This window comes from Methylotuvimicrobium sp. (assembly GCF_050611805.1).
In the GTDB taxonomy this organism is placed as follows: domain Bacteria; phylum Pseudomonadota; class Gammaproteobacteria; order Methylococcales; family Methylomonadaceae; genus Methylotuvimicrobium.
The window spans coordinates 111681-135910 of sequence record NZ_JBNGHF010000006.1 but is presented as its reverse complement, the minus strand read 5'-3'; the positions used below and the strand labels follow the sequence as shown (position 1 = coordinate 135910).

The window sequence follows — 24230 nt, the reverse complement described above, 5'->3', positions numbered from 1 at the left end:
TTTCTTCCGGAAATCGGGATACTGTACCCAAGTTCAACGAAACGCTTGAACGAACCAAACCAACAAAAACCAAGGGGAAACCATCATGAAAACAGTATCTTTCGCAGCAGTCGTTTTAATGTCAATCGTCGCCGGCACAGCCATGGCCGAAGGCTCCAAAATCGAAAAATCCACATTGATCAACGCATCCAAAAACACGTTGACCAATACTCAGGCGATTGGCCGCAACAGCGCCGCCAGCACCGGCTCGATCAGCGTCGTCGGATCGAAAGTCGAGAAATCGACCCTGATCAATGCCTCGAAAAACACATTGACCAACACGCAAGCGATAGGCAGGAATTCGGTGGCGACAACCGGTTCGATCGACATCCGCTAAGAAACGCATGAAAGCACAAGGACGTGCGCTACTGGGACAGCAGGACGCGCAGGGAAAGCGACGCTTGGGTACCGGCGAGCAATAAACAGAGCGTCAAGACTTCGGGCGGCGATGACAGGGATGTCTTCGCCGCTAGGCCATGGAGGGCTAATTCCCGCGCACGTTCGGAAAAGGAAAGACTGAGCCATTCGTTTGGCCATTGGGGCAATACAGGGACGTATTGCGCTTGGCCAAACGAGTGGCGGATTTGACGCGGCCAGGCTCCCGGCGGTCAGGCTGTCAAGTACCGGGGGCGTTGAACTGTGCCTCCGTACGGTGGGGCGGCACTCACACGGACGTGTGTGCCGCGCGGCCAGGGATGGCTAATGCTCGGGGGCGTGAGCAATTCGGGTGGGCCGAGTTTAAAAGCGTACAGGGAGGTAGGCTTTTAAGCCGGACAGGTCGATTTGCGGAAAAATTGCAAGCGTAGCGCAGCAATTTTGTCCGACTGCATGCGATTGTTAGAAATTCATTTTCAACTCACTACGCACCTGTTCCCATTTTTTTGTAAGCTCAGGATTGAGTTCGTTAAATACTTTTGTTGAAAGCAGATAAGAGGCCGATGATTTTGCAACCTCATATGCGACAAAAGAATCCAAAATTGTGGCGATAGCTCTTTGTGAATCATCACCAATATCATGGAGAAAGTGGGCATGTAGTTTTTCATACGTGCGTTCTTGACGAAAGCGCAAAACCTCCAGATTCAACCATTGGACAATGATTTCACCCGAAAAAACTATTTGTGTTATCCATATAATTACATCTAGATCAATATCTCGCGAAGAAAATACCAGCACCCAGACAACAAGATAAATACCTACCAATAATCTCTTCGAGACTAGCATTTTTGCAGCCACTTCAGAGCTAAACAGTGAATTCTCCATTGTATTTGCACCAAGTCGCTTTACTGATGGCGAATAATCATTGTTGTAATACAGTGAAGTTTTATCATGCGAAAGATGCGCCCCAAATGCATCTGAGAGCATTTGCTCCCTTCTAATTCTTTCAGCTTTTGGAATTAAGTAAAATCTATTTATTTGAGAAACTACAAACTGAATCAAAACAGACGCAATGAACACTGACGGAATTAAGCTCTGTAATAATGAGGGCAATATTTCTGAGAAAAGAATACTTAAAGAAAGCGATGCATTTATCCAAAAAAGGCTTGCCCCGATAAGCACTAGCTTAGCTGCGGGGCTATAATATCGTGAAACCTCATCAATTCTATTGATATTTTCCGTGCTCATAATAATGGTACAATCTTTTTTATTTCTAATTCAGCCGATGCTGGCATGTTGTCTGCTTCATACTGTTTAGCTGTCGCGGCGTATTTTTTGGCTCTTTCTACTTTGTCCTTAATGTACTGAGCAGTATCATCCGTACAGCTAATACCTTCCCAGAACGCATAAAAATAATCTTTCAATGATACGCATGACCAGTAGTATTTGTTCACTATGTATTGCTCGATATCAAAAGAAGCAAATGGATGCCCCTGTTTTGCATTCCAATACTTTATTAACCGAACCAATGGTTTAATTTGATAATTCTCAGCAGCATTTTTGTCCATTATTGCTTTGTTTGCTGCTGATGGATCTGTTGACATCCACTCTGACCATGATGATGCAGGTGATGGAATCTGATAGCCATAGTTGTTTATAGCGGGCACGAGTTCAAATTTAATATGGTTTAACGACAGTACTATTGTTGGGCTGGATTGAGATATTTCAGAAGTCGAGTACTTTTTTTCAGCAAATCTTTTAAGTCGATCAAGGTATGTTTGTGGTTTTTTCTGCCCATCGGATGTATCAAAAACTACCATGTAATCAATGTCAGAGTTACTATCAGCCTTGCGAGGCAAAATTGTACCTCGAGAATTTGAACCGAATTGAAAATGTCCTTTTATTCCATTACCAAAATACGAATCAAGCCGCAGTGATAGCGTATTAATAGATGTCGTAATGCTTGTTTTCTCGATATAAGATAAGACAAGATCACTTGCCAAATCTACGAGGTGCGTATTTACGGTCATTCATTGCTCCTTATGATTTCTAACGCCTCAAGCAGAGGCGCCAGCCCCGCTGGTGTCCTGCTGTATTGATTTGTTATGTGCTTTCAATTGGTCGATGAAGGATTTCCATAACTCAACACACTCTCTTGCCAAATCAAGTGCATCAAGGATTTCTGTGTTGATTACTATGGTATATTTACACTTCATGACTTCACCACCTCCACTGCCAGTAATCCAAGTCGACGTACGCCGTTCTTTCCCCGCAATTTGCGGTTGACGTTCAGTGCGCAGGGAGCGTGTGAGTTTGCAGTGCTTGGAACCATTGGCCAGGTCGGCACACACCTTCAGAGCTTTATGCCGATCTATATAGCCATCAATTTGCTTTGCAGTTATGGTCAATGTGTTCAGGTGAATAATCCAGTCCCTGATGTGATAGCAATGAATGAAGAAAGAAATAACATCGTCGTCATAGGCATCCTTGTCATGGCTTGAGGATGAGAATACACCTTCATAAAGCTCCTCGACACGCGATAGATATCTCTTTGCTCTTTCAAATTGTTCCAATGTTGAACTCCCTGAGCACATAACGCTTAGCTCACCGGAAAAATGCGAGCGTAGCGAGTATTTTGTCCGGTGGAGCTACTGGTTAAGACCATCACGCAACCTCCGGGTTGATATGTGAAGAAAACTTCTCGAAACGATAAGGCAAGCCAGATCGTTTACTAAAATCTTTCATAAAGGTTAGGGAAGTATTTACAGCCCATCTAGTGCAGCCGTAGCTCATACACTGCTGGGGAAAAAACACACCGTTTCCTCCAATAGCAGGATTGATTTCAAACCGCCCTTTCAATCGGCCTTCTATCTTACGATGCAATTCCTGCTCATCGTGCCATTCAGGTTTGAAATGTACCAGTGCATTACGCAGCTTAATAAGTGCATCGACATCTTGATATGGCGATTCACCAGCAGGGTATTCAGCAACCCCGCGAAACGACAATACTGCTTGATATTTTTCAAGAATCGATTTTTGTTCAAGAAGTCGAACAAGCGAATGAGGCGACTCTCCAGACAAGTTTGGAAATACCTGCTCAGGCTCACAAAGATATTCGTTTATGTTGGATTCGATTGAGGCAGTTGCAAGCATTACTGTAGCTGAGACTGCGCCAATTTGAGTATCAAAGAAGTTGCCCAGCGGCTGGTCTTCGTATGCACTTTCTATTTCTCCGCACATACGCGAGAAGCGAGCGGCGGCCATTATATGTTGCACAGCAAAAGCGCTTCGCTGCCGAAGTTTCATCTCGACCTTAGCCGGTCCAGTTTTTAGATTTACGCTTCCCGTGACAGTTGACATCTAGTGGTCCTTTTCTGGCCTTAACGGGTCGAATAAGGAGCGCGTCAGCGTCTGTCTTGATTCGATTGATGGCGATGGGTTAATAGTAGCAATGAGTTTATCAAGTTTGCGCTCCTTATTCGACCCGATGGCTCCGCGAAGCGGAGCCATCAAGATATTATCCAGGTCTGGCTAACATACGCTTTATCACAGCCCTTAATCATGAATAAATCTTCAAAGCTAGGGTTTCTAAACAGTATATCCAACATTTTATGCATGATAAACGGATCAGAATAATACCACAAAGTACGCGCATCGAGCGGCCGAAATAAGTCACTCAGCTGACATTAAAAAAATAAAGTCGAACGGCCGGGCCGATGAACTGGGCTCGGGCGTACGTAATCTGCTCAAGTACAGCAAAGCCTATGGCGGCAAAGCACCGGTGTTAGTGGAAGCCGATATTTTCCGAATTGCCATTGCCGTGCCCGAATCAGGCTTATCGACCGTATTATCGAATGCCGGACAAGCTACCGGACAAGTCACCGGACAAGTTGATGCCTGGATCCTCAACGTGCTGACAGCGTGCCGGACACCGAAAAAAAGCAGCGAAATACAAGACATTTCAGGGATTAAGCACCGCGAGACCTTTCAGCGCAATTATCTGGATTATCTGCTGAAAGAAGATCTGTTAGCGCGGACGATTCCCGAGAAACCCAAAAGTCCCATGCAGCGCTATCAGACGACCGCTAAAGGGCAACAGTTATTACAGGGTATTTGATAAAAATGATATAAATCACACAAATGATTTATGTCCAATTGTTGCGAAAGAAACAGAGCAACTCAGCCAATGATTGGCGGCAAAACGTCGCCAACTTTCATTTCCTAATACGATTGCCAAGCCTTCATGAACGCTAAGATAGACATAGAGGGGCAAACACTCGGCCAATATCTCGCAAAAATACCGAGGCTTTTACTAATGCCTTGGACTAAGCTCAGTGTGTCGTTCTTTTATTGGTTTCTCGTTTAAAAAAATGTGTCGCAACTTGCGACACTTTTCCGTAGGTAATGAATACGGATTCTTTCCTATCACACACAGTAGCGAACGCGATAAAAAATCAATACAAGTTCGATAAGGCGACAATTCAGGCATTTATTCGATCAATAAGCCACTTATCGGCGCAAAACACTAGTTGCATTGCGATCGATAAGCTTTATACTGGACACAAAACGAAACAAAATCGAACACAAATGACAAGTAAAACCAAAGTAATCGCTGTCGCAAATCACAAGGGCGGGTGCGGCAAAACCACGACGGTCGTCAATCTGGCGTCCGAGCTGGCGAAAATGGATCTTTCCGTACTGGTGATCGATCTCGACCCGCAGGCCAACGCCAGCCTGCACATCGGCAAAAAACACCCGAGCGAAGTTCCGGTTACCTGCGCGGAATTGCTGTTGTCGGAGGTCGAGAAACTGCCGCAATCGATCTACGATGACACTAACATCGAAGGCGTTTCTCTGATCTACGGCTCGCTCAATCTCGGCAAAGCCGAAGACGAATTGAAGGATGAAGCCCCACGGCCCTCCGAAGAGCTGCGCGAAAAAATAAACCACCTTCACGGCATTTACGACGTTATCCTGATCGATTGCCCGCCCAGCCTGAAACTACTCACAAGTAACGCATTGGCCGCCGCCACGCATTTAATTATTCCGATCGAGTCCGGTTCTCAGTACGGGATGTATGGCGTTACTGATTTAATAAGGCTAGTCGAAAAAATCAGGCGCATCAATCCCGAGTTGGAATTGATCGGCGCTTTATTGATCCGACACGACGCACGGCAAACGGTTTGCAAACTGATCGAAGCTTCGGCCAAGGAGCAAATCGGCAAACTCATCGATGTTCGCATATCGACCAGCACTAAGGTAAATCAATCCGCGATAGCGCAAACGAGCGTTCATGACATAGACCGAACCTGCAAAGTCTCGCGCGAGTTCAAACGGCTGGCCGACGTGATCGCCAAACAACTCAATCTTGTATAAGGAACCGGCTCAGTGGCTAAAGACATTAAAAAAATGCTGGAGAAAAAGCTGCAGGAAAACACGCAGCGTCATGCCTCGGCGGAACAGTCCGTCAATTTTGATCAAGGCCGGGAATTGGTCTCGGTTCTGGTCGGAAAGATCGAGCCGAACCCGTACCAGCCCCGCCGTATTTTCCCGCAAGACGAATTAGACAAATTGGCCCAGTCGATCGCCGAAGTCGGTTTGCTGGAGCCAATCTTGCTCAGGAAAACCGGAGATGGCTATCAAATCGCCGCCGGCGAGCGCCGCTGGCGGGCACATAAGCAAATCGAGCGGCGCCATATCGATGCAGTGGTCATGGAGATATCCGATAGCGATATGGCGGTATTCGCGCTGGCAGAAAATATCGACCGTGAGGATCTGAGCGATTACGAAATCGGCATCGCCCTGAAGCAAGTCGAAAAAGCCTTTCCGACCAAGAAAAAGCTGGCAGAGTCGCTAGGGCTTAACCGCCAGGATATGTACCGCTATTACGCTTATGACGACCTACCCGCATTTATTATAGAGGACCTTAACAAGAATCCGCGTTTATTGTCGAGATCGGCGGCCAATGACATCAAGCGGCTTTTGAACGAGAACAAGGATCATCCGGCTGTCAACGATTATTTGGCGGAAGCGTGGGATTTGCTATTGAGCAGCGACCTGGACCAAACCAAGATCGCGGCCTATGTCGCGCGCAAGCTCAAGGGTCACGAAATCAGAGATAGTCACATCCAGGACGCGCATAACTTGATCAGGGACGGCAAGAAGGTCGGCAATATCGCCAGGACCGAAAAGCACATCACCGTAAAGCTGAATGCAAGCGTCTTGAACGCCGAACAAGAGCAGAAGCTGAAGGATTTCCTCGAAGACCTGATTCAAGGTGAAGAGTGAGGATTTTCCCAAAACACTATGAAAAAGTGTCGCAACTTGCGACACTTTTTACCACCACTCCCCTCCAAGTTACCGAAGGCAAGCGCCGACGACATCCAATCGATTAGCAAATTCAACAAAAAATACCCTCACCCTTCGCCGACGGTGAATAAATCACACAAGCGGCGTGACTCGATCACCGCCTTTTCCTCCGGAAATCGGGATACTGTACCCAAGTTCAACGCACCGCTTGAACGAACCATACCAACAAAAACCAAGGGGAAACCGCCATGAAAACAGTATCTTTCGCAGCAGTCGTATTAATGTCAATCGTCGCCGGCACAGCCATGGCCGAAGGCTCCAAAATCGAAAAATCCACATTGATCAACGCGTCCAAAAACACGTTGACTAATACTCAGGCGATTGGCCGCAACAGTGCCGCCAGCACCGGCTCAATCAACGTGGTCGGTTCCAGAATCCAAAAGTCCACGGTCATCAATGCCTCGAAAAACACATTGACCAACACGCAAGCGATCGGCAGGGATTCGGTGGCGACAACCGGTTCAATCGACATCCGCTAAAAAACGCATGAAAGCACAAGGACGTGCGCTATCGGGATAGCAGGACGCGCAGGGATAGCGACGTTTTGGACACCGGCGAGCGATAAACAGAGCGTCAAGACTTCGGGCGGCGATGACAGGGATGTCTTCGCCGCTAGGCCATGGAGGGCTAATTCCCGCGCACGTTCGGAAAAGGAAAGACTGAGCCATTCGTTTGGCCATTGGGGCAATACAGGGACGTATTGCGCTTGGCCAAACGAGTGGCGGATTCAGTGAAATCAGGCTTCCGGCGGTCAGGCGGTCAAGTACCGAGGGTGTTGAACAGTGCCTCCGAATGGTGGGGCGGCACTCACATGGATGTGTGTGCCGCACGGCCATGGATGGCTTATGCTCGGGTGCTTCCGGCTAGAGGGCGTGAGCAATTCGGGAGGGCCGAGTTTAAAAGCGTACAGGGAGGTAGGCTTTTAAGCCGGACCAGACGATTTGCGGGTTCTGTGCGTTGAGTTTCGGATTTCGGCCATTATGTGAAGTTTCCTTTTATGCACAGTTTCTTAGTTTCGAATAGCTGACATCAGGAATTAAGCGGATTGAGCAAGGCCATCAGATAAAAAGCTGGTCATAATTTTTGCAAACTTCAGGGAGCGATTTTCTGTTGTTCAATTCAGAAACCAACCCTCAGCACTACAGATAGCTTTTTCTACTAAAAATAGTTCGCAACAGGGAAACAATCATGCGGAATTTATCCGTCATGTCGATAAAAAGTGAGCATTCGATACGCCTGATGACATCGACTGGAATAAATGCTGATATTGCTCCTTTTTGGTATATTTAAAAGCTTGTTTTAAATCATGGAAATTATGCAAAGATTGCGAGCGAGATAGAGCCTTTACAGCCAGCTTTCATCATGGTTACGCAAAACCGCTGCACATAAAAGGAAACTTCACTTAATGGCCGTTATGCAAAGCTTTGCATAACGGCCAAAAGCCGCCAGGCGGAGTAAAAGGGGCAACGGCAGCCGTCCATCTGATAGCAGCGTAAGGTGGGGAAGTCTGTGGGTCGCACCAGTCCGAACGATGCTTCATGCTGTTCAGCACATCTACGGCCTTACAATTGGGCAAAACCTCAGCCTTTCCTTGATCTATACTGTTCAGCAGTCAACTCAGAGGAAACCGAAGGGTTTGTTAGTTTTGATGATGTATCTCGATTATGAGATGATTGATATTGACTTTGAGCCAAACGGCCATTGTCCCGTTTCAGGGATTGCGTCCAGCCTCGCTCGAATTGATTATGTTCCGGGGAGCCGACCGGATAAGGATTGCTATATTTGCCATGGGATTCGTAGTACATTTTAATCCCTTCTCTATATTGATCTTCGTTAATCATTATTACCGTTTTCCTCAATTTTCAGACAAAGGGTATTGACTGCTTTTTTCACGAATAAACCCATTGGCATTTTACTTAATAGCGGTTAAGTTCCTTATTCTATTTTCACTACGTTTTTGAGCATCTTCCCTAAACACCACCAGCTTTTCCAGCTCGTCTAGCGGAATATTCAGCTCTTTTGATATAGTCGACTTGGTGATTTTTTTACTCCACAACTCCCTAAAAATCATCTCCCATAACGTTGACGAAATCGTCCCGACTGAATTCGGCTCGGTGTTTTTAAACCGCAGATTGATTTCGATACAAAAATTCCTATATTGCCAATCGCTCAAAATACCCAATTTATTCAGCCGGTAACACAGCGACGCTAAAGACACCCTCCATCTAACCTTTTTCTCGATCAAATACTCGATTGTCGGATTTCTGCAGACCTCAGACCTAATATCGCTTTCCGGCATTAAAAAACACGATGCAAAAGTATCCGCTTCCCGCTCGATCGCTTTACCATGATCCAATCGGCCGCCAACGTGCATGACCAAATGTCCAAGCTCGTGAGCTGCATCGAACCGGCTGCGTTCAACCGTTTTAAAAGAATTGAGAAAAATATAAGGCGTTTTATTGCGCCAAAAGGAAAACGCGTCGACCGTCTTAATATCTTCCTTGAGCGACAATATCCTTACGCCTTTCGATTCCAATAACTTCACAATATCGTTGATCGGGATTTGACCCAAACCCCAATATTCTCTCAATGCCAACGCTGCGCCTTCCGCCGTGTAATCGGCGCTTAAATCCGGAATATCCAATTCGGGCAGATTGAAACGCTCCGCCACCCAATCGGCGAACATAACACCAAACTCGCCGCTGGCCAAAGAGGCGTCCCGGTCCTTGATAGTCAGTGTCGATAACTTTCTAAAGCTAACGCCTTCGCAGTGAATGCCTTCAATATCATCCCCGAAAAAGAATGGCACAGGGAACTTCAATTCAGCAGATAACTTGTTAATTGTTTCTTCTTCCGGCTGGTTTTCGCCAGCTTCCAGTCTGGTTAGCGTCAATGGCGTAACGCCAATAGCCTCCGCAAGCGATTTTTTGGTGTGCTTTCTGCGTTTCCTGGCTAAAGAAAGCCTTTGCGGATTAAACATCTACTCTAACCCTTAAAGCTGATTTTAACGTCGTCGTCATAAACTGATTCGGAATCGCTCGATCCTTCTGTTGGGCGCGGGCCGTTCATGTCGAAGTTTTCCAAAATGAATATGCGCTCCATAAATTGCGAAAACTCGCCGTTTTCCAGTATTTGAGTCGGCTTAGACAGCTCGGCGTTAACCACGCCGTTTCTTTCACTCACGCAAATCACCCAAACGTTAGGATTGGTAGATTCGCGACCGAATAAGTCGGCCTGATTGGAACTGATAGCCTTAGTCTTGGCCGAGCCGCCACGCTTGGTGAGCGGCTGCGGATCGTGAGAAACATTACAGGCATAATCTACATTTTGATAAATCACCCGTAATTTCTTATCCGGGTTTTCGATGTATTCAATTCCGTTTTCGATCAACCTCTTCCACGTAACCCCATCGACGAAAAGATCGCGCATGGAACGCACGCCTTCATGGTAAGCAAAAGTGCCAGGGGCATTGACAGGGTGGTTGGAAACCGCATTCCGCTTTTGGGAGATAGCTCTAATAGCGACTTCGGCCAGCAGGCCTATGTTTAAATCGAGCAACAATAAGCGGTTCTTGACCTCGTGCTCGACTTTTAGAATTTTTAGCATTTAAATCACCGTATGTTGATTTTTCAAGCCTAAATTGTGGCAGGAAAAATCAACATGTCAAGCAGGTTAGCGATAACTCGCTTTGGCATGTTTGAAGACCAACTTGCTGAAAGTAGAATCGATTGCTTTGATATCGCTCGACTCGGAGTGTATAAAATACGTCACCTCCCATGAAGCGATGCCAACTCGAAGGAAGTCGTTTTTCAGGTTATCACTTTCGACACCAAGTTTTGCTAGTGCGGTGCCATTGTCGGGGTTCTCAACTTTCCGATCTTTTCCCATGGTGGATTCGCCAGAAATGGCATGAGAAGAGCCAATTCGAACGGTGGGTCATTGCAGTTCAATGGAAAGTTGAGGTCTACAGTTCCCGATTACGCTTCGCTAATCGGGGCTACGAAATATGTATATCATACAATCCACCGATAATTGGCGGCAGGTATGGACCAATTTTCGGCCATTCAATGGAAGAGGTTGACCGTCAGCAACGGGTCGCTATGTTGAGCTTAACATAGCGACCCCTATGTGTAGTACCCAACTATGTGTATATGCAGTATTACCGTTGAGGTCCGCCCAATAGAGCTGTCGCTTGGTGCGAACCTCAACTACACATAATTACAGCGCCTGAAGAAACTGTATCAATGCATCGTCATCAGGATGGAAGCGGCAATTTATAGTTTCCGGTGATTGGAGTCTCTCCAGCGCTTTATTCTTCATCGCCAAGTCGGCCTCAACATACCGATGGGTTGTGGTGGTACTTTCATGTCCCAGCCATAAGGCAATCACGTTAAACGCCACGCCAGACTGCAACAGATGCATGGCTGTCGTATGACGGATGGTGTGAGGCGATATCTTTCGCTTGGAAAGACTGCCCATTGTTTGGGCTGCATGCTCGACTGCGAGATTAAGTCGCTGCGTGACGTTAAATCGTGACATTGCTAGGCCATCTCGATTAGGTAACAGAGGGGAATCAACGCTTAACGTCGGGTTGTGCTTTAGCCAAGCTCTGATTTCCTGAACTGTGCTTTTCCATAAAGGTGTCGAGCGTTGCTTGCGTCCCTTACCACGCAAGTGGACACAGGCCGATTCACTCAAGATGACATCGCCAACCTTGACGCCAATGATTTCGGAAACGCGCGCGCCGGTGTTGTAAAGCAGAGTCAACAATAGATGGTCGCGCTGGGATGTCCAGGTTTCACCGGGTTGGCCCAATATGGCTAACATCTCCTCGCGGCTCAGAAAACCCAGCATGGGTCGTTCGAACCGTTTCATGGGGATACCCAGCGCCTGTTCAATTACGAAAAATGACGATACGTCGCGTCGGGCGGCGAATTTCAAAAATGCGCGTAAGGCTGTCAGCCTCAAGTTCCGGCTACGCACGGTGTTGTGGCGTTGCAGTTCCAAATGGTCCAGGAAGGCCAGGATCAAATCCGGGGTAATATCGGCCAGTTTCACTGCCGTTGGCATTTTCCCCAGGCGATGCTGGGTGAAATCCAGGAATAGCAGCATGGCATCCCGATACGAGGCAATCGTGCGCGGACTCATGGCGCGTTGATTGACCAGATATTCGGTAAAAAACTGCTGGACCAAAGCCGAGAAGGAGACTGGATGGGGTGCTGTGGCTTCAGTCATGACACACCTCCGGTAACTGCGCAAAGGCTTCAAACCGATTGGCTGCCACGGCCATCAGCTCGGGAATACCCGTCATATACCAGTAAGTATTGGTGACCATGGCATGCCCGACATAAGTGGATAAAGCCAGCATCTGTCGGTCGACATCCATGCCTTGTGCCTGCCATAGCAGTATGCGGCGAACGACAAACGTATGGCGCAAGTCGTGAATGCGCGGACCATGATGGGCACCGCGATTGATCCAGCCCAATTGCTCACGTAATTGGATAAACACCCGATGAACCTGCCGAGAATCCAGTTTATGCCCGAGGAGTCGTCCCCGCGTACTGATAAAAAATGGCGTATCATCCGTGACAGGGATATGGATGTTGCGTTGCGACCGATACTGTTTAAGCGCCTCTACCGTACTGGGATGAAGCGGTACATAGCGCGATTTGGCAAACTTGGTTTGCCGTATGGCAAGCATGCCAGTCTTTAAGTCGACATCAGAATCCAGTAAATGCAAGGCTTCGGAAATTCGCAGCCCCGTCGACGCGAGTAACCCGAACAATGTCTCGTAGGTAGCACCCCGCAAGCCTGGAATAAAGGAATCCAGGTTATGCGCGGCGGCCAGCAAATCGATGATCTCCTGCTCAGTATAAATATGCGGAGCCAAGCGCTGGCCGACTCGGCCAAAGATGCTGTCATCAGGTACCTCGGTGCGTGGTTCAAATTGTTGCAGGTAGCGGCAAAAGGAACGCAGATTCTTCAGTCGCCTGGCCCATGTGGCAGGATCATCGCTATGACCCTGGTCTTGCCGTGCCCAGTCTGCCATCATCTCGACGGTTAGCGGTTCTTGGCTATTCAGGGCATCAATGTAGCGTGCAAAACTGAGTACGGCATAGCCTGGGTTGCGTAAACCAAAGCCTAGTTGCCGCCGTTCGCTCAAATAATTTTCGGCATGGGTGGTCATCGTGATAGATGTATTCATGACACAACCTCAGGCCAAGGCAAGGCGACCGTTGCCAGGTTCTGGCTGTCGAGTTTGGCATACACCAGCGTGGTATTGAGCGAGCGATGCCGTAAAACATCCGCGACTTCTTTGAGAGAACTGCCACTCTCCAGGAGTCTGCTAGCCATGGTATGCCGCAGAAGGTGCGACCGTGTATAGGGTAGTCCTGCTCTGGCATAAGCCTGGCGAATCGACTTTCGGATCAAATCAGGGCCAACGGGCTGATCGCGTGGCGCTATGTTACGCACGAACACCGCACGATTGCTGGTGGGTGGTCGTTCATACTTCAGGTAATCGGCAATCGCTTGACCCGTGGCGGCTGGTAAGGGCATGACAGCTTCACGCCGCCCCTTGGTGCCACGTAGTGTAATCGTCGAACCCGGCCAATCGATGTCATCCAGGCCAAGATAGGCGATCTCACTACTGCGCAAGCCCAGATCCAATGCGCAATGCACGATGGCCGCCGTTCTGAGTGCCGCTGGCCCGTCGCACTCAAGCGCAGCTAGCAAGCGTTCGACTTCATGTTTAGTCAGCGTTTTCGGTAGCGATGCTTGTTGCCAGTTGGCCGGAAAACTGGTGACGCCGATCAAATGATGAACTGCATCGCCCAGGGTGGCGCGATAGCGAAAATAACTGCGTAATGCCGAAACCGTAGCACCGATACTAACCGTTTTATGACATCGCGTACTTTGGCTAGCTATGAACTGGCGTATCTGGTTGGGTTTGATTGCAGCAATCACCACGTCGCGATCGGCAAACTGCGTCAATAACAAACTGCGAACGACAGCAAGATAGTGTTTACGTGTTCTGGTAGCGAGTCCACGCACATGGTTCATGTGGTCATTGAATCGTCGAAGTTCCTCATCGACCGGCGTTTGGCCTATCGATGGATCGGCGATGATGGCATGGGCGCGCAGGATTCTCAGTAAATGTCCCAGTGCCGCATGTAAATCTTTGGCATCAGCGAATGCCGGTTTCTCGCAGCAACAGCTTGGCAAATGCTCATCCAAAAAAAGCTGGATTAGCCTTTCGTCGATGGTTTTGACATCAATATGGCTCTCGGTGAGCCAGTGAGCAAAATGCGTCAGTCCGGCAAGGTAGTTATCGATGGTATTGGATGCATAGCGGCAATCAAACAGATGCAGCATGAATGCATCAACGTGGGGTGCCAGTGTGCTATCCAGTAGCCAACTAGCGGTGTGATGGTCAACGTACATTATTATCTCCTGAGGTGGGTGAGATTCCACTTCAGGAAACAGGCAAAACTATGTCAAGCTAAGAATAAAGCATCTCGGCTCAAACCCAGTCGCGCTCGGCCTCTCAGGCAATAAAGATCAACAAGCTACACATAGTTTGCAACTACACATAGGGGTCGGAAACAGTCTACCAAATTGGCTCATTCACTGTTCCGGTTTCGCCAAAAACAAATAATCGCTGAAATTCTGCAGCTCCCTGGCCCGATTGCCGATCACTCGAATTTTCTTTTCAGCGAACATAAAAGCGTCAACCTCATCGGTCGCTGTAAGTCGTTTTACAATTCTGGTTTTCGTCGCAGATCAGTCTTTTGATGATTTTCTGCGGACTTCTCACAGGCTGTTGTGCCGAAATGCTATCAAAGTTGACGGCCGGCTCGATAGGCAACCTGTCTGAGATTTGATTGTTGGCCGAGAGCGTCAAAGTATCCCCATTTTGCGTCATACTGAAATGCTTCAGAGTGTTCATCCCAATCAGGGCTTGATCTATATGATCGTTGATATGAGCGTCGAGATTTCTGATTTCGGCATTGCCGATTCTCAGGCTATTTATCCGCGTTTCACGGTCATAGATCTTTCCGCCAGCCGTGTTTGTTTGGATTGAACGACCGAAAGGCAACCCAGCGGCGACCGCCATTTTTTCCGGGATCGTGGTTATGGTCGCTCCAGTGTCGATCATAAAAGGCATGGGAACATCATTGATCAGAGCAACGCCCCTGAAATGCCCTTGCCGGTCCGTTTTCAGTACGACGCCGCCGGTTATCGGCTCAATGGGAAGGGTGGCTTTGATTCTCTCTTCGGCTTGATATTTCAACAAAGCGTCGGCGCCGTACCAAAGCGTGGCCAGCATAAGCGTAGGGATAACCAGGTATTTCAGGCTTCCTCCACCTTTTTTGGGTGGCTTCTGATTATGATATTTTTCCCTGTAATAGTCTCGATCCTGTAGTCCCATTTACGGTTCCCATGTTTGTAACGCTCGCCATAATGCGCTAATTATCACCCAGGAAGCATCCTCCGAGTGAGACGTGCCGCACGACGCCTGTAATTTGTTCCCAGGCTCATGCAATCTAAACGCATTCCGGATCGCCAAACCAAGCCCGAAGTGTAAATCGAATAGTTTATCCTTCGGCATCACCGCAATCTCGAACTTTTCTTCGACGCTCAATAACCCCAGAAGCATTTCAACAGCCTCCGCCACCGTATCAGGGGGGGGTAAGTATGTGCCCAAACAAGCTTGTCCAAATTTTAGTCAAAATTCTAAACCCCTTGAGGCTAAAGGTGTGCAAAGCGAATATGACGAGTTAATGACAAGGTTATCCACAGATTTTGTGGATAACTGGATCAACGTATCAACGCGGCGAAAAATGTTGAAACAAAAGAGCCGATGAAGACCAGAATGATAATTGCCGGTATCGAGGCAATCGCCCATTTGACCATGAAAAAGACCATCGACATGAAAGGCATCTGGATGTCGGTGACTATCACTTCGCGCTTATCGTCGTTCATTTTTACCCTCGTTGTTTAGATAGAGAAGGCCATAGCGCATCATGCTTTTGGCGCCGGCCGGCGTCATTTCGATTTCCAAGCGCTTTAAAGCTTCGCTGATGACATCGGTATAACCGGTTTTGTCGTTCTCGATTCGAAGTAGCCATGTGCATAACGCCAAAATGATCCGTTAGCACTAACACAATCCTGTTAGATCTAACGCTTATTTAATCCCAAAACCATAATAGCGAAAGAGTCAGTTTTTGTCATTTTGAATGAGTATAGGTGTTAATACTTGGGGGATTACGTATAAAAGTTACTAAAACATTCGCTTAGGTAAATTTAGGTTTGCTGCGACTTGGTTTTGTGTGTTTTCGTGTTCCCTAATAGGTTTTTTGCATGAAACCAGGAATTTTACGTTTTGGTATTTTAAGTCTAATGCTACAAAATAGTAATTTTAGTAAATTCTGTTTCCGGCCGAAACGACCGGAAAGCCGCCGAAAACCGCCAACAGGTTTCGAACGAGCGGATGGAGTAGAGATGGCTAATTCGATTGAATTGAAGTTCAAGAAAATCCAAAAAGAGTTTCTTGAGTTTTTAAAGTTCACCAAGGGCCACGCCGAGACAACCTGCTACAACTACAACAGCGATTTGATTTTGCGCGCTTTATCGGCACAGTCACGATAATGTTTGGCGACATGGAAGCGATCAACCACAACCTGAGCCTTGGGCAGGGTTTCAAGTACCGCATTGCTATAGCCTTCGTTCATGTCGATGCAGACTTGGCGAATGCTTTGGCATTGCCGAGGCGGCAGCGTTTTTAAAAAGGCCTTGACCGTCTCTTTTTTGCGATCCGGTAACACGGCTAAGATATACTTTTCACGCTGCGCCGTCAGCCCGGACACGATGACAACAAAATCCTTATGCCCTTTATTCAAGGCAATTTCATCAGTGCCGAGCAACTCCAAGCGGGGTACTGCTGACCAGTCCACTTGCCGTCGAATATGACGATCCAGGATGCCCTCAATACACTCGACATTCAGATCCTGTTTCAGGTTGACGTCACTGAGCGTGCTATTAACCAACTCGCGTAGAATCCAATTTTTATAGGCTTTAGTATGCGGGCTTTTGGATTCATACCACTCGCAGCGCTGGGACGTGTGTCGGCCCTTTGTCACAGTAGGGGTATTGAAAACGCTTCGGCTTAATACGAATCCAAACCGGACGATCAAAGATAGGCAAATGCCGTAACGTAATGGCTTTGCCGTAACCGTGAAATTTGTCGATCGTTCGGCCGCATTGGCAACACACCGCCTTAGTACAGGTGCTAACGACTGTGATGACTAAGCCTTTATCGGTTTGTTGGTAGTTTTCGACTCGAACATTGGGTAAATCCAGCGGTATTTGTATCTGCGGTTGACTCATCGGTATTCAAAGAAGTAGTAGTGTCATTCCGGTATTTTACAGGAGGCTCCGGTTTCGGTCTTCTGGCATACTATATGTTGTGACCACCACGGGAAATTCGGAAGAGCCAACATTATTTGGAGCATCCATTTTGAACCGAATCCAAACGACAATTTTAAGATGGAACCCGATTAAGACGCCTCGTTGAGTCGACACGTATCCGGACTTTCAGTCCGTTATTCGAACTCACCTGCTTTAGCGGGTGTTTGTTTAGTATAAAAATTAGTATTACTCGATTGCATATAAAAGCTTCGTCTTTGATAAAATAACAATGAAATGGAATAAAAATGAATCTCAATCAAGCCTGCAAACCTCGCCAAAGTGTTTTTGACCGCTCTCGTAGAGATGTTGTTTTAAACATTGATGATTTGCTCAAAGGCCGCATAAACGGCGAACAATTCTTCGACGAGAACTTCATTACATCGGGCATGCAAATTCTGCTCGATAAGGTCTTCGAACGTTTGGCAGGACGCAGCAATCAAGCAAGTACGTTCCTTCTCAGTCAGGCTATGGGGGGCGGTAAAACCCATAACATGATTGCGCTTGGGTTATTGGCGAAAAACCCAGAGTTACGCAACAAGGTTTTGGGAGCTGATTGTCACGATTCTCGCCTTGGTGCAATCCGAGTGATTGGTTTCAACGGTCGAGAATCAGACGCAGCATTCGGTATCTGGGGGGAATTAGCCGAACAATTGGGCAAAAAGGAAGTGTTCCGCGACCTTTATGCACCGCTAAGCGCTCCTGGAACAACAGCATGGATAAACCTGCTTAAAGGCGAGCCAACCATCATCTTCCTCGATGAGCTACCGCCCTATTTTGCCAATGCTAAAGCCAAGGAAATTGGCGAAACGACTTTGGCGCATGTCACCAATACCGCTTTATCAAATTTGATGGTGGCGGTTGACCGCCCAGAGCTATCCAATGTTTGCGTGGTGATCTCTGATCTTCGGGCAACCTACGAAGACGGCTCAAACGAACTCAACCAAGCTTTAGATAACCTTGCCAATGAAGCCAACCGTTCATCGTTACGGTTAGAGCCGGTTAATCCTCAAGGTGACGAGCTGTACCATATTTTGCGCACCCGTTTATTTTCGGAAGTTGCCAATGAAGATACCGTGCGAGAAATCGCTCAAGACTACGCAGAAGCAGTGCGCAAAGCCAAGCAAATGGATATTACCAATGCCTCACCGGAATCTTTCGCGGCACAGCTAACAGAATCCTATCCCTTTCATTTTTCTATCCGCGACCTATACGCAAGGTTTAAAGAAAACCCCGGTTTCCAGCAAACGCGCGGCTTAATCCGTCTGATGCGGGTCATTGTTGCCGACATTTACACCGCCAATAATAAAGGTGTGATCAGAGCCGACCAAGTTAAATTGATTCATCCCTATGACTTTAATCTCAACAACGAAGAAATTCAGTCAGAAATTCGGGCAATTAACCCTTCTTTGACAGAAGCCATTACCCACGACATCGCAAAAGATGGGCACTCGATAGCGGAAGAGTTGGATATCCGCTTAGGCACCACTGACGATGCTCAAGACGTTGCCAAACTGATATTGGTCGCTTCATTGGCTGCGATACCTGGTGCAACGCATGGCTTACGAGACAGCGACATCGTCAGCTTCTTATGTGCGCCTGGACGAGATATTTCCGCCATCAAAAAGAATGTCATTGATTATTTGCCAACTCAAGCCTGGTACTTACATCGGAGTGTTGATGGCCGTTTATTTTTTAAGAACATCCAAAATCTGGCGGCCAAATTACATAGTCAAGCCAACTCCTATAATGAAGAAAGTTGCTTAAAAGAGTTACGGAACTATTTGGCTGGATTATTTACACCCCACAGTCGTGATTGCTATCAAGACATGCGCGTTCTTCCTTCATTAGACGAAGTTGAACTAAAAATGGATCGGGTAAACTTGATCATCACCCAGCCAGCAACCAATCCTGTGCAAAACAGCAAACTCAGCGAAGAATGGCAGAAGTTCTTTGACAGTGCAGACTTTAAAAATCGGGTGATGTTCTTAACAGGTAGTCATCGCAGCATGGGCCGATTGCTTGAACAAACTAGACAATACAAAGCCATCACCGATATCATTGCTGAATTTAATGCGGAACGCATGGCTAGCAGTGATCAACAATACCGTGATGCCGAAAATTCCAAGGACAAAATCACACTGAGCCTGCGCAGTGCTCTACAAGAAACCTTTACCACTCTGGTTTATCCCGGCAGAGAAAATGCACTGCGCGTGACCGATTACCGAATTCACTTTGAAAACAATCAATTCGATGGTGAAAAGCTGATTCGGGACACGTTGGGGCAGAAAGGCAAATTCACTACAGATGTCAGCAGCGACACATTTCGCAAAAAAGTTGAAGCGCGATTGTTTCGCAATCAACAAAAATCGCATTGGAATGAAGTGCTAAGAGCGGCCGCCACAAATACGGAATGGAACTTCCATGATCCCAAAGCGCTCGATGCCCTTAAATCCAAGATGCTAGACATGACTGTCTGGGTCGATGATGGCGGCATTATTAATAGAGAACCACCCAAACCTGAAACTCAGGTTAACGTTCAGGTACTGAGCCGCAATACGGACACCGGTGAAGCCAATCTCAAGATCACGCCAGTCAATGGTGATAAAGTGCTCTATGAGATCGGCGATGTTTGTCCCAGCAACGCTTCATTAGATGTTGCAGAAACCGAAGGTGGCTATTCACGTTTCAGCACCAGTGACATGCGCGTATCGTTTTTATGCATTGATAGTCGTAGTGAGCATGATCTAGGGAGTGTATATGTTTGGGAAAATACACTACAGCTAAAGCATGAAGTCATCCAACAAGGCGACGACTGGTTGGTTGAGCTAGAAGCCGTCCCTTGTGGTGCAGAAATCCGTTACACCACCGATGGCTCAGACCCTGGCACTATAGGCGCTCTTTACGAAGGGGAGTTTGAAGTTGCTACGTCCTGTCGTTATGTGCAGGCGATTGCCAGCAAAGACGGCATCCGATCACGACTCGAAAAGATCGATATGGATCAATATCGAGAGCAAAAGATCATTATTGAACCCACAAAGCCTTTGACTTGGAACACGCGGAATCTACGAAGTCTATCGGCCAAAGCGGCGTTTGACTTTATTGATCGTTTAATAAAGTTTGAGGGTACGGCGCAAGGGCTTATCATTGATGTGTTTGCCAACGATGAAACCGCCTCTATTAATTACAGTGCCGAAGGCTCCGCAAAATACAGCGGCGAAAACATTAAATCCATACTTGAAAAACTCCAAGGTGTAATGAAAGGTAGCCAAGTCAGTATCAGTATTGAGGAAGTGAAGTTCCAGCGTGGCCAGCAATTAATCGATTGGTTGGCGGAAATCGGTCGCCAGTTACAACCTGGCGAAGTGCGTCAATGACCGGTGCTCAGCCTGAAAATACCCGAGGACAAGCCAAAAAGCCTCAACCCTTGGGTTTTGGTTTCGATCCTGAGCAAACCGATCACTGCTTTATTGTGACAGTGCCCAGTTCAAAGGCCAAAGATGCCAAGGTACTTATATCGGAACATTTTCACTGGATTAAACCTGAGAAAGGTGAAGAAATAAACCCCACCTTTAACGACATTGATGCCCAGTTAAAAGCAGTTTTGAATCGTTACACATGGGAACAAATCGAAGAGCATGTCAAGGCGGAGTTCAACCGTCGCTTGCGGAATTTGGGCGTTAAAACTGGGCGGTGGCTGAAAAAAGGCCAAATACCCATTGATAGAACCTTGGGCAAAGAACTGACATTATTGGCTTGGGCTTTGGAAGATGCAGACCCGGAGCTGGCTGTCACCGCTGTGCATAACTGGTTAGGTTTAGTACCGGAAGAACGTTGGTGGCTATACACCATGACCAATGCGGCCACCGGCCATGCCACGAAAGGCCGCAACAAAGGTTGGCGTAAAGCCGTACGTTTTGCATTAACTGAAAATCCGGTGATGGAAGGTGTGTTGCGCAATAGACGCGCAGAATTTGAACTGTCGCTTATGCCAGGAAAAATCTAGTCTAGCGTCATTTCTGAATAATATTTTAATAAAAACTAATCCTATGCCATCCAACAATAAAACGTTTATTGAAACCCAGTTTCCGGTTTCACTAATTTCAAAAGAGTCATACAAGGAACGAAAAGCCAATCTGGGTCAGACATTGACTGGCTTAGGAAAATGGTGGGGGCGTAAACCACTTATCTTAATACGCGCATCTATCTTAGGCATGTTAATGCCAGCTAGCGACGACCCACAAAAAGATCGAGAGATTTTCCTAAAAATTCTCACCATGGATGCTGAAGGTCTCTGGCAACGCCGCACAAAGGCTATTTCGGCAAAAACGCTTTATGAATGGCTGCCCAAAAGTGAAGCTGAGCTGTTTTTTGAAGAAAATACTCGCGGTGGGGTAAGGTGGATAGCGGATTTGGACCCCAAATTAAAAGATGAAGTGACCCGGCGCTATTTTGATCACTTGAGTTACGACGGAAAATTGGAATATTGTGATCGCCCTGAACAAACCGAAGGGCCGAGTGATTCCTCTTGGCAAGATATAAATGCTCATTTAGACACCACGGCAAACAACCTTCAACAACTTGTTGATCAGCTCGGTCATTTTCGATTTGGTCATACTCCAAAAGTGGGAGATGCCTTTTGTGGTGGTGGTTCGATTCCATTTGAAGCTGCTCGTATAGGCTGCGAGGCATACGGTTCTGATCTCAATCCTGCCGCAACCTTACTCACTTGGGCAAGTATCCATCTAATTGGTGGTGGCAAAGAAGTCCAAGAAAAAATTCAGGCATCTCAACAAGCTGCATTTGATGCTGCCGACAAACAAATTACTGATTGGGGTATTGAGCATAATGATAAGGGTTGGCGTGCAGATGCATATCTATATTGTGTCGAAGCGATTTGCCCAGCTACTGGTTATTTATTACCTCTTGCTCCCAGTTGGGTTATTTCTGAGAAAGATAATATTTGTGCTGTGTTAAGGCCCAATCATGCCAATAAACGTTACGATATTGACGTGATTGTAAATGCCAATGAGGATGTTTTTGCTAAAGCCCAGCAAGGTACTATCCAAAAAGGACGTATGGTTTGCCCGGAAACAGGTGAAAGCTTTGCTATTTCAGCCATCCGGGGCGATAAATCTATCAAGGGAAAGACAATTTACGGATTAAGGTTGTGGGAAAAGCAAGACTTAGTGCCAAGGCAAGAAGACGTTTTCCAAGAACGTTTGTATTGTATACGGTGGGCAGAAACTTATTGGACAACAAATCCTCAAGGTGAAGCCGTTCAAAAAATTCGTAAACATTACTGTGCAGCAGCAGAAGATGATTTTTTGCGAGAGCGCAAAGTTTTGCAATTATTGCAGGAGCGTTTTTTCGATTGGCAATACAAGGGATTTATTCCCAATCGTGAAATTGAACGTGGTGGGGATAAAACAGAGGAGCCGATAAGAACAAGGGGGTGGAGCTATTGGCATCATTTGTTTACACCGCGTCAGTTGTTAATAGGTGGACTGCTCCAAGAACTATCACTCAATGAAGATAAAAATATTGCCGTGGCCAGTTATCTTGGAATTGCAAAATACGCTGATTGGAACTCAAGGCTATGTGCATGGATGCAACATGCAAGCAACTTAAAAGGAAATCAAACCTTTGTTAATCATGCTTTAAATACACTTTATAATTTTTCCGTTAGACCTCTTCAAAAAATTAAAGGGACATGGCTTTCGTCTTCTGAATACACTCCATACAGCTTACATAGCAAAAGTTCAATTTTCACGTTAGATGCTCGCGAAACTTCAAATTGGATGGACCTCTGGATTACTGACCCACCTTATGCAGATGCCATTAATTACCATGAACTTGGTAATTATTTTTTAGCTTGGTATGAACAAGGCATTGAGCGAACTTTTCCTGAATGGAGTCCCACCATTCGTAGCGCTTTAGCTGTCAAAGGGAACAGTCATGACTTTAAAAAAGCTATGGTTGAAATCTATTCGAGCTTATGTCGGCATATTCCTGATAACGGGTTGCAAATGGTGCAATTTACCCATCAAGATCCAGCAGTTTGGGCCGATTTGGGCATGATTTTATGGGCTGCCGGACTTCATGTCAGTTCAGCGTGGACTATTGCTACAGAAACTTCTACGGGTCTTAAAAAAGGAAATTACGTACAAGGTACAGTATTACTCGTACTTCGTAAGCGAACCAATGATGACGTGGTTTTCCCTGATGAGTTACCCAATATGATCGAGGATGAAGTCCGCGCTCAACTCGACGATATGTTGGCATTGGATGATCAAGAACAACCTAATTTTGGCGACACCGACTATCAATTGGCTGCTTATGCAGCAGCCTTGCGGGTGATGACCCAGTTCGCTTCTATTGAGGGGATTAATATTGAAAATGAGCTGTATCGTGATAAGCAGAAAAATCAAAAATCTGAATTCGAGAAACTCATTGATCAGGCTGTAGAGATTGCCTGTAATCATCTAATCCCCGTGGGTTTTGATGAATTTCATTGGAAAGGCTTGGCGGCAGCTGAACGCTTGTATTTAAAAGGCCTGGGATTGGAAAAACACGGTGAATTGCGCTCTGGTGCTTATCAAGAACTGGCAAAAGGCTTTGGTGTGCGTGAATACACTTTTATGTTTGCCAAAACCAAAGCCAATGAGGTACGTTTTAAAACCGGCACGGAATTCAAGCGAGCCAATTTAGGCGGGGATAACTTTGCTGGATCGTTGATGCGCCATGTATTGTTTGCCTTACATGAAACCGTTACGAAAGAAAACGCCAGAGAAGGCGTAAATTATCTGGTTGCAGAAGTGTCTGACTTCTGGGGCAACCGTAAGAAAATCATTGAAATATTGCGTTATTTGAATCGTCTTGCCCATATCGATCATATGCCGCACTGGGAAACCGACGCAGAAGCGGCGCAAACCCTGGCTGGGGCCATAGAGAACTACCACGCATAATTATTGGAGCAT

General features: G+C 46.8%; 25 protein-coding genes. 8 read left to right on the top strand and 17 right to left on the bottom strand.

The genetic code is table 11. The annotated features are described in order from the left end of the window. Positions 1–85 precede the first annotated feature (85 nt). Entirely contained in the window at positions 86–376 is a 291-nt protein-coding gene (locus ACRJJO_RS05200; protein WP_431064834.1) for a hypothetical protein, read from the top strand. A gap of 500 nt (positions 377–876) precedes the next feature. On the opposite strand, the gene ACRJJO_RS05195 is transcribed toward ACRJJO_RS05200, so the two are convergent. The 4 genes from ACRJJO_RS05195 to ACRJJO_RS05180 form a co-directional block, all read right to left on the bottom strand. Next, positions 877–1662 (bottom strand): hypothetical protein, encoded by a 786-nt coding sequence (locus ACRJJO_RS05195; RefSeq protein ID WP_431064833.1) that lies wholly within the window; start codon positions 1660–1662, stop codon positions 877–879. After that, positions 1659–2444 carry an SMODS domain-containing nucleotidyltransferase gene (locus ACRJJO_RS05190; RefSeq protein ID WP_431064832.1) on the bottom strand — a complete coding sequence of 262 codons (786 nt, stop codon included), beginning with the start codon at positions 2442–2444 and terminating at the stop codon, positions 1659–1661. Before ACRJJO_RS05190 ends, ACRJJO_RS05195 begins: the two co-directional genes overlap by 4 nt. Positions 2445–2471: 27 nt before the next feature. Next, the gene (locus tag ACRJJO_RS05185) at positions 2472–2987 is read right to left on the bottom strand and encodes a hypothetical protein (protein ID WP_431064831.1); all 516 of its coding nucleotides are present in this window, start codon (positions 2985–2987) and stop codon (positions 2472–2474) included. A gap of 91 nt (positions 2988–3078) precedes the next feature. Then, positions 3079–3774, bottom strand: coding sequence for a hypothetical protein (locus tag ACRJJO_RS05180; RefSeq protein ID WP_431064830.1), 696 nt, complete (start codon positions 3772–3774; stop codon positions 3079–3081). Between the two features lie 421 nt (positions 3775–4195). Here ACRJJO_RS05180 and ACRJJO_RS05175 point away from each other — a divergent pair, with 421 nt between their 5' ends. The 4 genes from ACRJJO_RS05175 to ACRJJO_RS05160 all read left to right on the top strand — a co-directional run bounded on the left by ACRJJO_RS05175 (position 4196) and on the right by ACRJJO_RS05160 (position 7262). Next, positions 4196–4531, top strand: a complete 336-nt coding sequence (locus tag ACRJJO_RS05175) for a Fic family protein (protein WP_431064829.1) — start codon at positions 4196–4198, stop codon at positions 4529–4531. A 470-nt stretch (positions 4532–5001) separates the two neighbouring features. Continuing rightward, on the top strand, positions 5002–5790 hold the full coding sequence (locus ACRJJO_RS05170) for a ParA family protein (protein WP_431064828.1): 789 nt from the start codon (positions 5002–5004) through the stop codon (positions 5788–5790). A gap of 12 nt (positions 5791–5802) precedes the next feature. Next, a complete protein-coding gene (locus ACRJJO_RS05165) occupies positions 5803–6702 on the top strand; it encodes a ParB/RepB/Spo0J family partition protein (RefSeq protein WP_431064827.1) in 900 nt (299 codons plus the stop codon). 269 nt (positions 6703–6971) lie between these two features. Then, positions 6972–7262 (top strand): hypothetical protein, encoded by a 291-nt coding sequence (locus ACRJJO_RS05160; RefSeq protein WP_431064826.1) that lies wholly within the window; start codon positions 6972–6974, stop codon positions 7260–7262. 1101 nt (positions 7263–8363) lie between these two features. On the opposite strand, the gene ACRJJO_RS05155 is transcribed toward ACRJJO_RS05160, so the two are convergent. The 13 genes from ACRJJO_RS05155 to ACRJJO_RS05095 form a co-directional block, all read right to left on the bottom strand. Beyond that, the gene (locus ACRJJO_RS05155) at positions 8364–8624 is read right to left on the bottom strand and encodes a hypothetical protein (protein ID WP_431064825.1); all 261 of its coding nucleotides are present in this window, start codon (positions 8622–8624) and stop codon (positions 8364–8366) included. A 71-nt stretch (positions 8625–8695) separates the two neighbouring features. Continuing rightward, the gene (locus ACRJJO_RS05150; protein ID WP_431064824.1) at positions 8696–9763 is read right to left on the bottom strand and encodes a helix-turn-helix domain-containing protein; all 1068 of its coding nucleotides are present in this window, start codon (positions 9761–9763) and stop codon (positions 8696–8698) included. Positions 9764–9768: 5 nt separating this feature from the next. Then, positions 9769–10389 (bottom strand): hypothetical protein, encoded by a 621-nt coding sequence (locus tag ACRJJO_RS05145; RefSeq protein ID WP_431064823.1) that lies wholly within the window; start codon positions 10387–10389, stop codon positions 9769–9771. Between the two features lie 66 nt (positions 10390–10455). After that, complete coding sequence (locus ACRJJO_RS05140) at positions 10456–10671, bottom strand: hypothetical protein (protein ID WP_431064822.1); 216 nt, start codon at positions 10669–10671, stop codon at positions 10456–10458. Positions 10672–11001: 330 nt separating this feature from the next. Next, on the bottom strand, positions 11002–12018 hold the full coding sequence (locus ACRJJO_RS05135) for a tyrosine-type recombinase/integrase (protein WP_431064821.1): 1017 nt from the start codon (positions 12016–12018) through the stop codon (positions 11002–11004). Then, a complete protein-coding gene (locus ACRJJO_RS05130; RefSeq protein ID WP_431064820.1) occupies positions 12011–12988 on the bottom strand; it encodes a tyrosine-type recombinase/integrase in 978 nt (325 codons plus the stop codon). The genes ACRJJO_RS05135 and ACRJJO_RS05130 overlap by 8 nt, the downstream gene beginning before the upstream one ends. Beyond that, on the bottom strand, positions 12985–14226 hold the full coding sequence (locus ACRJJO_RS05125; protein ID WP_431064819.1) for a tyrosine-type recombinase/integrase: 1242 nt from the start codon (positions 14224–14226) through the stop codon (positions 12985–12987). The genes ACRJJO_RS05130 and ACRJJO_RS05125 overlap by 4 nt, the downstream gene beginning before the upstream one ends. A gap of 292 nt (positions 14227–14518) precedes the next feature. Next, a complete protein-coding gene (locus tag ACRJJO_RS05120) occupies positions 14519–15214 on the bottom strand; it encodes a retropepsin-like aspartic protease family protein (protein ID WP_431064818.1) in 696 nt (231 codons plus the stop codon). Further along, the gene (locus ACRJJO_RS05115; protein WP_431064817.1) at positions 15215–15442 is read right to left on the bottom strand and encodes a DUF6794 domain-containing protein; all 228 of its coding nucleotides are present in this window, start codon (positions 15440–15442) and stop codon (positions 15215–15217) included. Between the two features lie 161 nt (positions 15443–15603). Beyond that, a complete protein-coding gene (locus tag ACRJJO_RS05110; RefSeq protein WP_404361568.1) occupies positions 15604–15768 on the bottom strand; it encodes a hypothetical protein in 165 nt (54 codons plus the stop codon). After that, complete coding sequence (locus tag ACRJJO_RS05105) at positions 15755–15928, bottom strand: hypothetical protein (protein WP_431064816.1); 174 nt, start codon at positions 15926–15928, stop codon at positions 15755–15757. The genes ACRJJO_RS05110 and ACRJJO_RS05105 overlap by 14 nt, the downstream gene beginning before the upstream one ends. A 457-nt stretch (positions 15929–16385) precedes the next feature. Further along, positions 16386–16925, bottom strand: a complete 540-nt coding sequence (locus ACRJJO_RS05100) for a transposase (protein WP_431064815.1) — start codon at positions 16923–16925, stop codon at positions 16386–16388. Beyond that, positions 16882–17172, bottom strand: a complete 291-nt coding sequence (locus tag ACRJJO_RS05095) for a transposase family protein (protein WP_431064814.1) — start codon at positions 17170–17172, stop codon at positions 16882–16884. Before ACRJJO_RS05095 ends, ACRJJO_RS05100 begins: the two co-directional genes overlap by 44 nt. Positions 17173–17498: 326 nt before the next feature. Between ACRJJO_RS05095 and ACRJJO_RS05090 the strand changes: the two genes are divergently transcribed. From ACRJJO_RS05090 to ACRJJO_RS05080, 3 genes are read left to right on the top strand one after another with little or no spacing between them, the layout of a single operon-like run. Beyond that, entirely contained in the window at positions 17499–20627 is a 3129-nt protein-coding gene (locus ACRJJO_RS05090) for a DUF499 domain-containing protein (RefSeq protein ID WP_431064813.1), read from the top strand. Beyond that, positions 20624–21256 carry a DUF3780 domain-containing protein gene (locus ACRJJO_RS05085; protein ID WP_431064812.1) on the top strand — a complete coding sequence of 211 codons (633 nt, stop codon included), beginning with the start codon at positions 20624–20626 and terminating at the stop codon, positions 21254–21256. Before ACRJJO_RS05090 ends, ACRJJO_RS05085 begins: the two co-directional genes overlap by 4 nt. Continuing rightward, positions 21225–24218, top strand: a complete 2994-nt coding sequence (locus ACRJJO_RS05080; protein ID WP_431064811.1) for an anti-phage-associated DUF1156 domain-containing protein — start codon at positions 21225–21227, stop codon at positions 24216–24218. The genes ACRJJO_RS05085 and ACRJJO_RS05080 overlap by 32 nt, the downstream gene beginning before the upstream one ends. Positions 24219–24230: the final 12 nt, after the last annotated feature.